Below are 13,276 nucleotides of genomic sequence, written 5' to 3' on the forward strand. Positions count from 1 at the left end.
GTCCGCCCGGGCTCGGGCGCGGCGGCGGGACAGCCGCACCGCGCCGACACGCCGCGTGGGACGGGTTGGCGTCCGGCCCGTCGGCACCGCAGACTCCCCGGCATGAGACGAACGGGCCCGCTGGTCGCCGTGTCGGTGTCCGCCCTCCTGATCCTGTCCGCCTGCACGGCCGGTCCGTCGGGCACCGCGCACTCGACGTCCGCAGCGGACTCCGCCTCCCGCCCGCCGTCGTCCGCACCGGCGACCAGCTCGGCCGCCACCGCCGCCCCGAGCCCGACGGCGACGTCCACGACGGCGTGGCCGCCCGCGGCGCCCGCCGGCACCCCCGGCTACCTGGCGCCCGGCTCGGACCCCAGCGTGCTGCCCGGTCCGATCCTCATCGCGGACAAGAAGAACAACCGGCTCGTGGTGGTCAGCCCGCAGGGGCAGGTGCTGTGGCAGTGGCCGCAGGCCGGTGACCTCGCACCGGGCCAGACGTTCCTCATCCCCGACGACGCCTTCTTCACGCCGGACGGCAAGAGCATCGTCGCGACGGAGGAGGACAACTTCGTCATCACCCAGATCGACATCGCCAGCCGCAAGATCGTCTGGCGCTACGGCACCCCCGGCACGCACGGGTCGGGTCCGAACCAGCTGTGGAACCCGGACGACGGCATGATGCTGCCGGACCACACGGTCATCGCCCCGGACATCAAGAACTGCCGGATCGTCGACCTGTCACCGTCCTCGCAGAGCCCGCTCTGGACGCTCGGCACCCTCGGCTCGTGCCAGCACAACCCGCCGTCGCACTTCGGCAGCCCCAACGGCGTGTTCCCGCTGCCGAACGGCCACTTCCTGGTGACCGAGATCAACGGCGACTGGGTCGAGGAGATGGACCGCTCGGGGCACGTCTACTGGTCCACGCACCCGCCGACCATCACCTACCCGTCCGACTCCAGCCAGTACAAGCCGGGTCAGTACGTCACGGTCGACTACTCGAACCCCGGCCAGGTGGTGGTGTTCGACCAGTCCGGCAAGGCGATTTGGCGGTGGAACCCGAGCAGCGGCGACGGGAGGCTGAACCATCCGTCGCTCGCCGAGGGCCTGCCGAACGGCGACGTCATCCTCAACGACGACGCCAACCACCGCGTGATCGTGCTGGACCCGACGCAGAACAAGATCGTCTGGCAGTACGGGCACACCGGCCAGGCGGGTGACCAGCCGGGGTACCTCAACACCCCGGACGGGCTGGACCCGGTGCCGCCGCACTCGTACGCCACCGTCGTCGGGCTGACGGCCCCCGCTCCGGGCGCCTGGTAGCGGTCGCGCCCGCCGCCTCGTAGCGGGCGGCCGGTCGTCGGCCGCTAGGGAGCCGGCTGGATCCGGACGACGGTCGAGAGCGCGGACGTCTTCCCGGCCGCGTCCGCGGTCTCACCGCCGACGACGTAGGCGGAGTCCCCGAGCACCGCCATCCCCGGGTCCGAGGTGGGCGCCGGCAGGTGCCCGACGGCGGTCACCTGCCCGGACGCCGGGTCCAGGCGGTACACGACGTCCTGGTGCGCGGCGCCGCGCGTGCCGCCGACCACGAGCACCGCCCCGCCGAGGGTGGCCGCCGCAGCGTGCGAGAGCGGCGCCGGCAGGTGCCCGGCGACGGTGACGGCGCCGCTCGTCAGGTCGATGCGCTGCACCAGGTCGACCGGCGTGCCGGAGTGCTCCCCGCCCAGCACCCACAGCGCCCCGCCGGCCACGGCCGCGGCGGCGTACCGGACGGTGGTCGGCAGGTGCGCCACGGTGCGGAACGTCGTCCCGTCCGTGGTGGCCAGCACGTCCGCCAGCTCGGCCGTCGCGGCGTACCCGCCGACCACGTAGGCCGTTCCGCCGTCCACCGCCACCGCGTGGTCGGACCGCGCCTGCGGCAGGTGGCCCACCACGGTCCCGGTGCCGCCGGTGGTCGCGATCGCCTGCACCGGGTCCGTCGACGCGTTCACGCCGCCGCCCAGCACCACGGCGCGCCCGCCGAGCACCGCACCACCGGCGTCGTGGGTCGGCTGCGCCAGGTGCCCCACCACCGAGGTGGCGCCGGTGCCGGGGTCCAGCGTGAGGACGTTCGCCGTGGTGGAGCCCCCCGCCAGGCCGCCGAGCAGCAGCAGGCGGTCGCCGACGGCCAGCACCACCATGCGGGACGACGGCGTCGGCAGGTGCGTGGCGAGCGTGGTGACGGTGAGCCGGCCGGCCGAGGCGGCCGACGCCGATGCGCCGGGCGCCGAGGCCGCGGGCGTCGCGGCGGATGCGGCCGGCACGCCACCGGAGCTCACGGCGGCCGAGGCCCGCGTGCTCGCCGGTGCCGGTGCCGACGGGCTGCACGCCGCGACCAGGCCCGCTGTGGCCACGCCCACCGCCAGCACAGCAGCCGTTCCGGGGACCCGTCGTGCGGGCATGCGTCCTCCGTCGAGGGTGGGGGCGCGGCCGCAGGGTGCTGCCCGCCGCGGGTGGCCGCTGACCGGCCGGAGCGCCCATCAGACGACGTACGGCGCGTCCTGTCCAGCCGGGACCGGCCGGGTCTCAGCGGGCGGCGCGCCTCGGCAGGGCGAACGTCGCGGCCAGGCCGAGGGCCAGCGCGACGGCGGCCAGACCCGTGGTCACCTGGCTGGCGTGCACCATGGCGTCCGCCGCGGCCGTCGCTGCGGCGTGCATGCCGGGCGCCGCCTGCAGGCCCGCGATCGCGATGCCCGCGCTGTCCTTGACCGCCGTGGTCAGGCCGTCCACCGCGGCCGTCGGCAGGCCGACGGCGCCCAGGTTGGCGCGCGTGCTCGAGGCCAGCGTGGACACCAGCAGGCCGCCCAGCAGCGCGACGCCCAGCGCCGAGCCCAGCTGGCGCACGGTGCTCTGCAGCCCGGAGGCCTGTCCGCTCTCCTGCACCGGCACGTCGGACAGCAGCAGCGAGGTCAGCTGCGCGGTGGCCATGCCGACACCGACCCCGTAGCCGAACAGCCACAGGCACAGCGCGAGCGTCGAGATGCTGGTCGACAGGCTGAGCGCCAGCCCGCCGACCGCGACCGCCTCGAGCGCGAGCCCGGTCTGCACGATCGCCCGCTGGGACATCCGGCCGCTCAGCCGCGGCAGTGCGGCGGAGACCAGGAACGTGCCCATCGCGAGGCACAGGATCACGCCGCCGGTGCCCAGCGCGGTGTAGCCGAGGGTTCCCTGGAGCAGCAGCGGGAGGGTGAACAGCAGCCCGAACTCGCCGAACGCGACGATGAGCGCCGCCACGATCCCCGCGCGGAACGTGCGCAGCCGCAGCAGCGACAGGTCCACCAGCACGTGGTGACCGACGGCGGCCCGACGCTGCTCGACGACCACGAACGCGACCACCGCCAGCACGCCGCCCACCAGGGCGAACGGCACCGGGGACAGCGCACCGGACGGCTGCCGCGTCCAGCCGAACCAGGAGGACTCGATCAGCGCGAACACGATGCCGCCCATGCCCGCGGCGCTCAGCAGCACACCCCACGCGTCGCGTCCCGGCGCCGCGGTGGCGTCCCGGGTCTCCGGCACCACCCGCACGATCCCGACCACCACCAGCAGCCCGACGGGGATGTTCAGCCAGAACGCCCAGCGCCACGACACGTCGGTGGCCAGCCAGCCGCCCAGCAGGGGGCCGATGGCGGCCATGCCGCCGATCGCGGATCCCCACACGGCGAACCCGATCGCGCGCGCCCGCCCGGTGAACGTCGCGTTGAGCGTCGACAGGGTGCTCGGCACCACCATCGCCGCGCCGAGCCCCTGCACCAGCCGGGCCACGATCAGCTGGGGGGCACCGCCGCTCAGCCCGGCGACCAGGGACGCCGCCATGAACAGCACGATCCCGGCGGCGAACAGCCGCCGCCGCCCGTGCAGGTCGCCGAGCCGCCCCACCGTGATCAGCACGGCGGCGAACACCAGGGCGTAGGAGGCGTTGAGCCACTGCGCGTCGGCGGCGGTCAGGTGCAGGTCGGCCATCACCACCGGCAGGGCGACGTTGACGATGGTCGCGTCCATGATCACCAGCGCGACGCCGAACCCGATGGTGAGCAGCGCCGCCCAGGCGCGACGGTCGAGCACCCCGGACGGCCCGCTCGGCGGGGTGGGGACGGCGGGGGGTGCGGCGGCAGGTTGGGTCACGGCGGCGACTTTACCGACACCGTGTCGGCAAAATCAATCGGTGCCACCCGGGGGTCTCGACACCCCGTCGTTATCATGAGCCCGACCCGGCTCCGCGGCTCCGCGCTCGCGCAGCCCCGACCGGCAGCGAGGAGGCCGCCGTGCCCCGCATCCAGGCACCGACCGTCGCCGAGCACCGCGCAGCGCAGCGGACCGCCCTGCTCGACGCCGCCCGCGACCTGCTGTCGGAGGGTGCCACGGAGGCGCCGGCTCTGGCGGACGTCGCGCAGCGGGCGGGTCTGGCCAGGTCGAGCGTCTACTCCTACTTCAGCTCCCGGGAGGACCTGCTCGACGCCCTGGTCTCCGACACGTTTCCCCGCTGGTCCGGGTACGTGCACCAGCGGATGGCCCGCCAGTCGACGCCCGGCGGCAAGGTGCTGGCGTACGTCGACGCCAACGTGCACCTCGTCGCGCGCGGCGACCACGCGCTCGCGATGACCCTTGCCTCGGTCGCACGTTCGGACGCCCTCGCCGAGTCGACGCACCTGCTGCACGACGAGCTGCGCACGCCGCTCGTCGCCGCGCTCCGGGAGCACGGCAGCAGCGACCCGGACCGCACCGCCGAGCTGGTCCAGGCCCTGGTCTACGCCGTGAGCCGCATGGTGGAGGACGGCGTCAGCGAACGCCGCGCCCGCGGTCTCGCGCACGAGCTGCTGGAGCCCTACCTCCGGCGCACCCCGTCCACCGACTGAGGCCTGAGCACCTGGGTCCGCTCCCGCAGCTCCCGCTCGTCGATCTCTCCCCGGGCGTACCGCGCCCGGACGATCTCCAGCGCGGGGTCACGGTTCCCGTCCGGGCCCACGGATGCCTGTGCACGGCGCAGCGCGCGCAGCGCGACCGGGATCGCCGCCGCCCAGAACAGCAGGTACGCCGCCATGGACACCAGCCCCAGCGCGCGGGTGTCCCGGTCCGCCACCAGCCGGCCGCTGTGCTCGTAGAACGGGTGCACGTCAGCTCCTCTCAGCGGGCCGGGCACCGTCGGGCACCCGGCGTTCCGTCAGCGTCCGGGCCAGCCACCACACCGGGCCGCTACGCCCGCGGGCCGGTCGGGCCCAGCCCCCCGCGGGCTGCCCCGCCACGTCGGCGTGCTCGCGCAGCATCTGCGCCCACAGCGGCTCGATGAGCCCGTACGTCACCGCACGCTCGAGGTCGTGGAACACGTCGTAGCCGCGCGGCGTCAGCCGCAGCAGCCCGTCGTCCGGCGTGACCAGCCCGGCGGCTCGGGCCACCGCCGTCAGCCCGCGCACCGGTCCGGCACCCCTCAGGCCGTAGGTCGCCGCGAGGGTGGCCGGGTCGACCGCACCGGCGTACGCCTGCCAGAACGCCTCGTACGCCGCGCCGCCGAGCGCGCCGAGGTGGAAGCGCCGGGCGACGGGCACCCGGCCGGCGGCGACCGCCGCCTCGTACGCCGCCAGGCCGAAGTGGTTCACCAGCAGGTCCTTGCCCGTGACCGACGAGGCGCCGGCACCCATGCCGAGGAACCGGCGCCGGGTGATCGACGTGTACGGCGCGCTGCCCAGGCGGTTGAACGTCCACACCGAGCGGCGCTCGTACCCGCGGCGACGGGCGAGCTCCGCCACCTGCGACAGCACGGCGTGCTCGCGGCGGCGGGCGTGCCGCGCGACGCCGAACGGCGTGTACCCGAAGCGCATCAACGGGTAGGTCGACACCTGGTCGGCACCGGTCTCGAAGCACCAGGCGACGTCGTCGAGGAACGCGCGGACGGCGGTCGCGGCCGCCGGCGACGACCCCGGCAGGGCGACGTCGACGATGAGGTCCACGTCGACCACGGCGAAGCGCCCGACGGCCGCCAGCACCGCCCGGCGGGAGGCGTCCGCGTCGTGCGGCCGACCCAGCCGACGCAGCACCGGGTCGTGGAACGACTGCGCACCGATGCTGACCGCGTCGAACCCCGCGGCGGCCAGCGCGTCGAGCCGTGCGGGCGTGGCGTGCGTCGGCAGCACCTCGACGGCTCGACGTCCCGCCGTCGGCACGCGCTCGACCAGGTCGGCCAGCACCTCCGGGAACAGGGTGGGCGTCCCGCCCCCGACGTACAACGAGGTGAACGACCCGAACCGGGCCGTGTGCGCGTCGACGACCGCGTCGACCTCCCGCCGGAGCGCCTCCAGGTACGGCATCGCGGGCACGTCGCCCAGCCGCACCTTGTTGTAGGGGCAGAACGGGCAGATGGACGAGCAGAACGGGACGTGCACGTAGGCGCCGGCCGGGGCGTCGAGCAGCCGCACCACGTCGGCGGCCCCAGCGAGCGCCGTCCCGACGGGCATGGCACCCACCCCTCGCTCCCTGGACCGACCGACCACCGGGCCCGGGTCGCCCGTCAGGGCGCCCCGCGGTCGCCGGCCCGAGCCGCCCGACGGCGGCCCACGACCACCGCCGCCGCGGTCCCGCCGAGCAGCACCACACCGGCCACGAGGAAGGTCAGCGCGGGCCCCATCGTCCGGTTCCCGATCAGCACGACGGCGAGGAACGCGGCGCCGACCGCGCCGACCATCCACGCCCACAACGGGTCGCGCAGGTAGGTGATCACGGCGGCGACGGCGAGGACGCCGAGCAGGGCGGCCGCCACGGGCATCCCCCGACCGGCGGTGGTCGGGGCACCGATCACCGCCGCGACCAGCCCGAGCGCCACACCGAGGTGTCGGTGCGGCAGCCGGCGCGACACCAGCCACGCCCAGACCACCCCGTACCCGAACAGCAGCAGACCCCTCGTCAGGTCGGTCCGCGCGAAGTCGTAGGTGGCGTCCGGGCCATCGACCCGCGGCGCCGGCCACACGGCGTCCGGGACCATCCCCATCAGAGCGGCGCCCGCGACGAACACCGCCAGCTCGACCACCACGCTCGGCGCCACCAGGTGCACGGCGAGCATCAGGACGAGCGCGACACCGGCGGCCGCGACGCCGGACCACCGCGCCTCCCGGACCAGGAGCACCGTGGTGGCCGCGGCCAGGGCGACGGCGAGGGTGAGCACCACGCTCGCGGACCGCCGTCGCACGGCGTGCCGGGGGTCGGCGCCGGCCCGCTGCGGTCGCACCGGCCAGCCGACCAGCAGCCCGGCCACCGCTGCCACCGCGGTGAGGCCACCGGCGAGCAGCAGCTGCGTGCCGCGCGAGATCGTCGACCAGGACTGCTGCACCACCAGCGCGACGGCCGCCAGCACGAAGACGCTGCCGAGGTACACCCCCGCTTCGAGCAGCCGCCCGCGCCACGCGGGCACCGGCCGCGCGACCGGCGCCGCGACGGACGCCGCGGGTGACGCAGCAGCGACCGCGGCCGGCGCCGCCGCCATGGGCGCGGTGCCGGGCGGAGCGGCCTCCGAACGGGCGATCGCGGTCAGCACCGCGTCCGCCTGGGCACGGCTCAGCGTGCCGTCGGCCACGAGGGCCGCGAGCGCCGCCTGCACCGGGCCGCGAGGGGGTGTGCCGCCGGACGGTTCGAGGGCCGGTCCGGCCGGGGGAACGGGTGTCGTCGTCATCGCTGACTCCCTGCTCACGCACTGCGCGAGTCCTGGTTCCAGCGTCCTCCTCCGGCGTGCCGATGCCAACCGGTCGCCCGTACCCGGTCGGTCAGTACCCCCGGCTCGCCGCCTCCGCGCGGGACCGCTCGACCAGCGGCTCGTCGATCGGCTCGAGCTCCGCCGGCTCACCGCGTCGCGCCAGCGCCAGGGACAGCAGGGCGTCCGCCAGCACGGGGTTCGCCGGCAGCAAGGGGCCGTGCAGGTAGGTGCCGATCGCGTTGACGGTCCGGGCGCCCTCGGTGCCGTCCTCCCCGTTGTTCCCGTTGCCGCGCAGCACCCGGCCCAGCGCCTCCTGGCCGGCGCCCAGCCGGGTGCGGCCGCTGTGGTTCTCGAAGCCGTACAGCGTGCCGAACGCCTCGGTCTGCACCGCCGCGTTGCCGATCAGCCGTCGGTCACCGCCGATGGTCTCCACGTCGAACACGCCGATGCCGGCGATCTCCTCGCCCTCGTGCGTACGGAACCGCCGGCCGAGCAGCTGGTACGTGCCGCACACCATGAGCATCGGCACGCCGTCCTGCACCAGCTGGTGCAGCCGGTCGCCCTTGCGCAGCACGTCCGCCTGGATGTCCGCCTGGGCCGAGTCCTGTCCGCCGCCGCCCAGCACCAGGTCGGTCTCGTCCGGGAGGTCGTCACCGATGCCGACGAAGTGCACCACCGGGTCCAGCCCCCGCCACCGGGCTCGCTGCAGCAGCGTCAGCCGGTTGCCACGGTCCCCGTACGTGTTCATCTCGTCGGGGTACAGGTGCACCAGGTGAAGCGTCATCGTGCGGTCACCGTCCCCTTCACGGCCGACGCCGAGAGCATGGTGTGCAGCCGCAGCATGGCGGTGTACGTGGAGAAGACCACGGTCTCCCCCGGCGTGCCGGCGATGACGCCCACCGCCGCCTCGAGGTCCGGCTCGATGCGCCCGACGGGCACGTCGTCGTACCGCAGCCTCAGGGCCATGTCGACCGCCCTGATCCCCGTGGTCATCGCCACCTCCCGCCCGGCCAGCGGCGAGAAGTCCACGTCCCACAGCCAGGACAGGTCCCGCCCGTCCGCGACCAGGTCGTTCACGGCGACGACGACGGTCGTCCCCTCCCGCACGTAGGAGGCCAGCCCCTGCCGGAAGCTCGCCGGGTTCTTCACCAGGTTCAGCTGCACGTGGGCGCCGCCCGGCAGCGTGTACACCTGGCCCCGGCCGAATGCGGGCCGCACGTCGGCCAGCTGGTCCACCAGCGTGCGCACCGGGACGTCCGGCAGCAGGGCGTGCACCAGCGCCAGCGCGGCGGCGCCGTTCTGGAAGTTGTGCTGACCGGTGACCTGCAGCCGCGCGTCGAGCTCCTGGTCACCCACCCGGTATCGCGCACGGTCGCCGTCGAACGCGAGCAGCTCGACCCCCGGCGCCGGCGGGACCGGGGCCGCCTTCTCGAGCTCACCCGTCACGGTGGCGGGCGCCATGTGCGTCGCCGCACCGGTTCCGGTGCGCACCAGCTCGTCGTCCCGCGGGAAGTACCGCAGCAGCTCCGGTGCCACGCCGAACCGCTCCACGCGCACCCCTGTGGTCGGGGCGCCGGAGGAGAGCCGGGGGTCGTCGCCGTTGACCACCACGCCGGTGCCCGCGGCGCGCATGGCGCTGGTGATCAGCCGCGCGACGGTGTCCACCTCACCGAACCGGTCCAGCTGGTCGCGGCTGGCGTTCAGCGCGAGCACCCACGCCGGCGGGGCGGCGGCCGCCACCTGGGGGGCGTAGGCCTCGTCCAGCTCGAACACCGCGATGTCGAACGGCAGCCGGCCGGTCAGGTGCGCCTGCTGGCTGACGCTGCTGATGATGCCGCGCGTCATGTTGCTGCCGGTCGCGTTGGTCAGCACACGCAGCCCGTTGGCCCGCAGCACCTCGACCACCATCTTGGTGGTGGTGGTCTTGCCGTTGGTGCCGGTCACCATCACCACGCCACGCGGCAGCTGACCGAGCACGGCGGCCAGGTATCCCGGCACCAGCCGCTCGACCACCCGGCCCGGCATCGCCTGCCCCGCGCTGCGCCCGCGCAGCCGCACGGCGGCGGCGACCGCCTTGCCGGTCAGTGTGCCGAGAAGCCTTCGCACGCGTTCTGCCCTCTGCTCGACGGGCCCGGGTTCCCCTGCGGGCGCCCCGACCTTACCCGGCACCGACCGGACGACGCCCGGCCGGAGCACCTCCTCACGGCTCGCGACGCTCGCGCAGCCGGTGGTACGTCCGGTCCCGGTAGACCAGGGGGTGCCCGTCCCCACGGTCGGAGGCCTGCTGCGCGAGCACCGCCACCAGGTAGCTGCTGCCCACCGGCGCGCGCTGCACCACCTCGCCCTCGATCCAGGCCACGGCGCCCTCGATCACCGGCTCGCCGGTCGGCAGCAGGCGCCAGCCGCCGTCGGCGAACCGGTCGATGCCGTGCCGGGCGAACCGCGCCGCGAGCTCGTGCTGGTCGTCGGCGAGGAAGCTGACGGCCAGCGTCCGGGCCGCCTGCACCGCCGGCCACGACGACGACGTCGACGCGATCGAGAACGCCAGGATCGGCGGTTCGGCGGAGACCGAGATCACCGAGGTGACGGTCAGCCCCACCAAGGCACCGCCCGGTCCCCGCAGCCCGACCACGGCCACGCCTGCGGGGTGCCCACGGAACAGGTCCTTGAACCGCCCGGTCTCCAGCGGGCTCACGGCCGCCGCCTCCGTCCGTCGATCGTCTCGCAGGTCACCGTACGTCCGGCCGCGTCCGGCACGCCGGGACGTCCGGATGCCGTGCCGACCGCCGAGCGAGCACCGTTCAGGCGAACCGGACGATCGACAGCACCCCGGCCACCAGGCAGTACACGGCAAAGGGCGTGAGCGTCCTCGTCTTGAACCACCGCTGCAGGAACGTCGCCGCCGCGAGCGCCGCCACGAACGCCGCCCCGGCGCCGGCCAGGCTCTGCGCCCGGATGCCCTCGCCGAGCGGTCCCATCAGGTCCGGCACCTTGAGGACGCCGGCCGCGAGGATGATCGGCGTCGCCAGCAGGAAGGCGAACCGCACGGCCTCCTCGTGCGTCAGCCCGCGCAGCAGACCGCCCGCCATGGTGATGCCGGACCGGCTGATACCCGCCAGCAGCGCGCCGCTCTGCAACAGGCCGATCACGCCGGCGTCCCGCACGCTCACCTGCTGCGTCATCGCGACGTCCAGACCCGGCACAGGGCCCTCCGCGTCGACCGCGTCGGGTGCCGGCCGGTGCCTCGGCGCGCGCCGGCGCAGCCGCTCGGCGGCGAACAGCACCAGGCCGTTCAGGGTGAGGAACACCGCGGCGAACAGCGGCTTGGCGAACAGCGTGCGCAGCGGGTGCTCCAGCACCAGGCCGAGGAGCCCCGCCGGGATGGTGCTGACCACGATCAGCCAGGCGAGCCGCTCGTGCGTGGTCTCGATGCGCCGGTGCACCAGCGAGGTGAAGAACCCGCGGACGATGCCGACCCAGTCCCGCCAGAACAGGGCGACGAGCGCGAGGGCGGTCGCCACGTGCAGCGCCACGATGAACGCCAGGTAGGGCGACTCGGCCTTCGACTGGTCCGTCACCAGCGCCGTCCAGCTTCCCCCGATCCACGCCGGCACCAGGATCGAGTGACCCAGGCTCGAGATGGGGAACAGCTCGGTCACGCCCTGCAGCAGCCCGATGACGATGGCCTGGAAGTAGCTGATGTGGTCCACGCGCGGAGTCTAGGTGCCGGGTCTGAGGCTCCTGTCGGGGCGCGAGGAGCCGGCTGGGTACGTCCGGCGCAGGTGTCGCGCCGACCATGTGCAGGCGCACGACGGCGTCCGCGTGCGGCGCCTGGCCCCGGGCCGTCCGTTCGGGGCAGTATCGGCACCGGTCGTCCGTGCTCCGTCAGGCCGCCGCACCGTCGCCGCGGGAGCCGGCCGGTCGACCGACGCGCTCGCCGGCACCGTCCGGTGACCTACCCGCACAGGAGCGGACATGAAGATGGGTTTCCGCTGGTACGGCGAGGGGAACGACACCGTCTCCCTCGACGACATCCGCCAGATCCCCGGCGTGCAGACCGTCGTCTGGTCGCTGCACCACAAGCAGGCCGGCGAGGTGTGGGAGGAGGCGGAGATCGCGGCGGAGATCGCGACGATCACCGGGCTGACCGACGAGCACCGGGCTCGGGGCGTCACCAAGACGCTCGACGCGGAGGTGGTCGAGTCGGTCAACGTGCACGAGTCGATCAAGCTCGGCACCACAGTCCTGGGCATGAGCCGCGACGAGGCGATCGCGAACTACGTCACGACGATCGAGCGCCTGGGCCGGGCCGGCGTGAAGGTCGTCTGCTACAACTTCATGCCCGTCTTCGACTGGCTGCGCACCGACCTGTTCCACCCGCTGCCGGACGGGTCGACCGCCCTGTTCTACGACCAGAAGGTCGTCGACGGGCTGACCCCGGAGAAGCTGATCGCCGACATGGCCGCCGGCACGGGCGCCCTGACGATGCCCGGCTGGGAGCCCGAGCGCCTCGCGCACTTCGCGGAGCTGAACGAGGCCTACCAAGGCGTGACGCACGGGGACATGTACGCGCACTACAAGTACTTCCTCGACGCGGTGATCCCCACCTGCGAGGAGTACGACGTCAAGCTCGGCGTCCACCCGGACGACCCGGCCTTCGACCTGTTCGGCTGGCCGCGCGTGGTCTCCACGAAGGACGACCTGGCAACCGTGCTGTCCCTGAACGACAGCGTCTACAACGGCCTGACGCTGTGCCTGGGCAGCTTCTCGTCGAATCCCGAGGCCGATGCCGTGGACGCGGTGCGCACGTTCATGGACCGCATCCACTTCACGCACGTCCGCAACATCAAGCACCTGCCCGGCGGCAGCTTCACGGAGGTCGGCCACCGCGCCTCCGAGGGCTCCGTCGACACGATCGGGATCATGAAGGCCTACGCCGAGGCGGGCTTCACCGGCTACGTGCGGCCCGACCACGGTCGGCACCTGTGGGACGAGAACACGACCCGTCGGCCGCGGCCGGGCTACGGCCTGTACGACCGGGCGCTGGGCACCCAGTACCTGCTCGGCCTCTGGGACGCCTTCCGCTCCTGACCCACCTCGGCTGGTCGGCGCTCGCCGCGGGGCTCGGCTTCTTCCCGATGACCACTGCGAGCTTCGCCGTCGCGGTCTCCGTCGCCCGGCTGCAGCGTCGGGCGCCCGCCACGGTGCTCCTGGTCACCGGGCTGGCGCTGGCGGCCGTCGGCACCGCGGCTCTCGGTCTGGTCGGTCCGAGCAGCACGTACCTGCCGGGCGTCGCCCTGCCCATGGTGCTGATCGGTGCCGGCCAGGGGCTGGCATTCGGACCGCTCACGGCGTCCGGCATCGCCCGCGTCGACCGGACGCAGGCCGGCGCCACCTCCGGCGTGGTCAGCTCAGCCCACCAGCTCGGCGGGGCGCTCGGCATGAGCCTGGTCCTGGCTGTCTCCGGCACCTACGCCGAGGCGATGCGCGACGGCGCCGTCCTGATCGCCCTGGCCGTGCTGACGGCCGCCGCGCTCGTGGTGCCGGCGGCCGCGCGGCGCCGCAGGCCCTGACCGAGGACGG

General features: G+C 74.4%; 13 protein-coding genes. 4 read left to right on the forward strand and 9 right to left on the reverse strand.

Features of this window, described 5'->3' with window-relative positions:
* The first annotated feature begins 102 nt into the window (after positions 1 to 102).
* Positions 103 to 1,299, forward strand: a complete 1,197-nt coding sequence (locus tag QMF98_RS10975; RefSeq protein WP_337973080.1) for an outer membrane protein assembly factor BamB family protein — start codon at positions 103 to 105, stop codon at positions 1,297 to 1,299.
* A 44-nt stretch (positions 1,300 to 1,343) separates the two neighbouring features.
* On the opposite strand, the gene QMF98_RS10980 is transcribed toward QMF98_RS10975, so the two are convergent.
* Both QMF98_RS10980 and QMF98_RS10985 read right to left on the reverse strand, forming a co-directional pair.
* A complete protein-coding gene (locus QMF98_RS10980; protein ID WP_337973081.1) occupies positions 1,344 to 2,417 on the reverse strand; it encodes a Kelch repeat-containing protein in 1,074 nt (357 codons plus the stop codon).
* Between the two features lie 124 nt (positions 2,418 to 2,541).
* Positions 2,542 to 4,140, reverse strand: coding sequence for an MFS transporter (locus QMF98_RS10985; RefSeq protein WP_337973082.1), 1,599 nt, complete (start codon positions 4,138 to 4,140; stop codon positions 2,542 to 2,544).
* 140 nt (positions 4,141 to 4,280) lie between these two features.
* Here QMF98_RS10985 and QMF98_RS10990 point away from each other — a divergent pair, with 140 nt between their 5' ends.
* On the forward strand, positions 4,281 to 4,871 hold the full coding sequence (locus tag QMF98_RS10990) for a TetR/AcrR family transcriptional regulator (protein WP_291758860.1): 591 nt from the start codon (positions 4,281 to 4,283) through the stop codon (positions 4,869 to 4,871).
* Here QMF98_RS10990 and QMF98_RS10995 read toward each other — a convergent pair.
* The 7 genes from QMF98_RS10995 to QMF98_RS11025 all read right to left on the reverse strand — a co-directional run bounded on the left by QMF98_RS10995 (position 4,841) and on the right by QMF98_RS11025 (position 11,403).
* On the reverse strand, positions 4,841 to 5,128 hold the full coding sequence (locus tag QMF98_RS10995; protein WP_291758863.1) for an SHOCT domain-containing protein: 288 nt from the start codon (positions 5,126 to 5,128) through the stop codon (positions 4,841 to 4,843). The two genes, QMF98_RS10990 and QMF98_RS10995, sit on opposite strands and share 31 nt — an antisense overlap.
* Before the next feature lies 1 nt (position 5,129).
* Positions 5,130 to 6,464 carry a radical SAM protein gene (locus QMF98_RS11000; protein WP_337973083.1) on the reverse strand — a complete coding sequence of 445 codons (1,335 nt, stop codon included), beginning with the start codon at positions 6,462 to 6,464 and terminating at the stop codon, positions 5,130 to 5,132.
* A gap of 53 nt (positions 6,465 to 6,517) precedes the next feature.
* Positions 6,518 to 7,672 carry a hypothetical protein gene (locus QMF98_RS11005; protein ID WP_337973084.1) on the reverse strand — a complete coding sequence of 385 codons (1,155 nt, stop codon included), beginning with the start codon at positions 7,670 to 7,672 and terminating at the stop codon, positions 6,518 to 6,520.
* Positions 7,673 to 7,763: 91 nt separating this feature from the next.
* A complete protein-coding gene (locus QMF98_RS11010) occupies positions 7,764 to 8,477 on the reverse strand; it encodes a type 1 glutamine amidotransferase (RefSeq protein WP_337973085.1) in 714 nt (237 codons plus the stop codon).
* Positions 8,474 to 9,799: a Mur ligase family protein gene (locus QMF98_RS11015; RefSeq protein WP_337973086.1), complete on the reverse strand. Its 1,326-nt coding sequence runs from the start codon at positions 9,797 to 9,799 to the stop codon at positions 8,474 to 8,476. Before QMF98_RS11015 ends, QMF98_RS11010 begins: the two co-directional genes overlap by 4 nt.
* Before the next feature lie 94 nt (positions 9,800 to 9,893).
* On the reverse strand, positions 9,894 to 10,388 hold the full coding sequence (locus QMF98_RS11020; RefSeq protein ID WP_337973087.1) for a flavin reductase family protein: 495 nt from the start codon (positions 10,386 to 10,388) through the stop codon (positions 9,894 to 9,896).
* Between the two features lie 106 nt (positions 10,389 to 10,494).
* Positions 10,495 to 11,403, reverse strand: a complete 909-nt coding sequence (locus tag QMF98_RS11025) for an undecaprenyl-diphosphate phosphatase (RefSeq protein WP_337973088.1) — start codon at positions 11,401 to 11,403, stop codon at positions 10,495 to 10,497.
* Positions 11,404 to 11,668: 265 nt separating this feature from the next.
* Here QMF98_RS11025 and QMF98_RS11030 point away from each other — a divergent pair, with 265 nt between their 5' ends.
* Together QMF98_RS11030 and QMF98_RS11035 are read left to right on the forward strand one after the other, a co-directional pair.
* Entirely contained in the window at positions 11,669 to 12,784 is a 1,116-nt protein-coding gene (locus QMF98_RS11030; protein ID WP_337973089.1) for a mannonate dehydratase, read from the forward strand.
* Positions 12,785 to 12,831: 47 nt separating this feature from the next.
* Complete coding sequence (locus tag QMF98_RS11035; protein WP_337973090.1) at positions 12,832 to 13,266, forward strand: MFS transporter; 435 nt, start codon at positions 12,832 to 12,834, stop codon at positions 13,264 to 13,266.
* Positions 13,267 to 13,276 lie beyond the last annotated feature (10 nt).

Source organism: Cellulomonas sp. NTE-D12 (assembly GCF_027923705.1).
Lineage (GTDB): Bacteria > Actinomycetota > Actinomycetes > Actinomycetales > Cellulomonadaceae > Cellulomonas.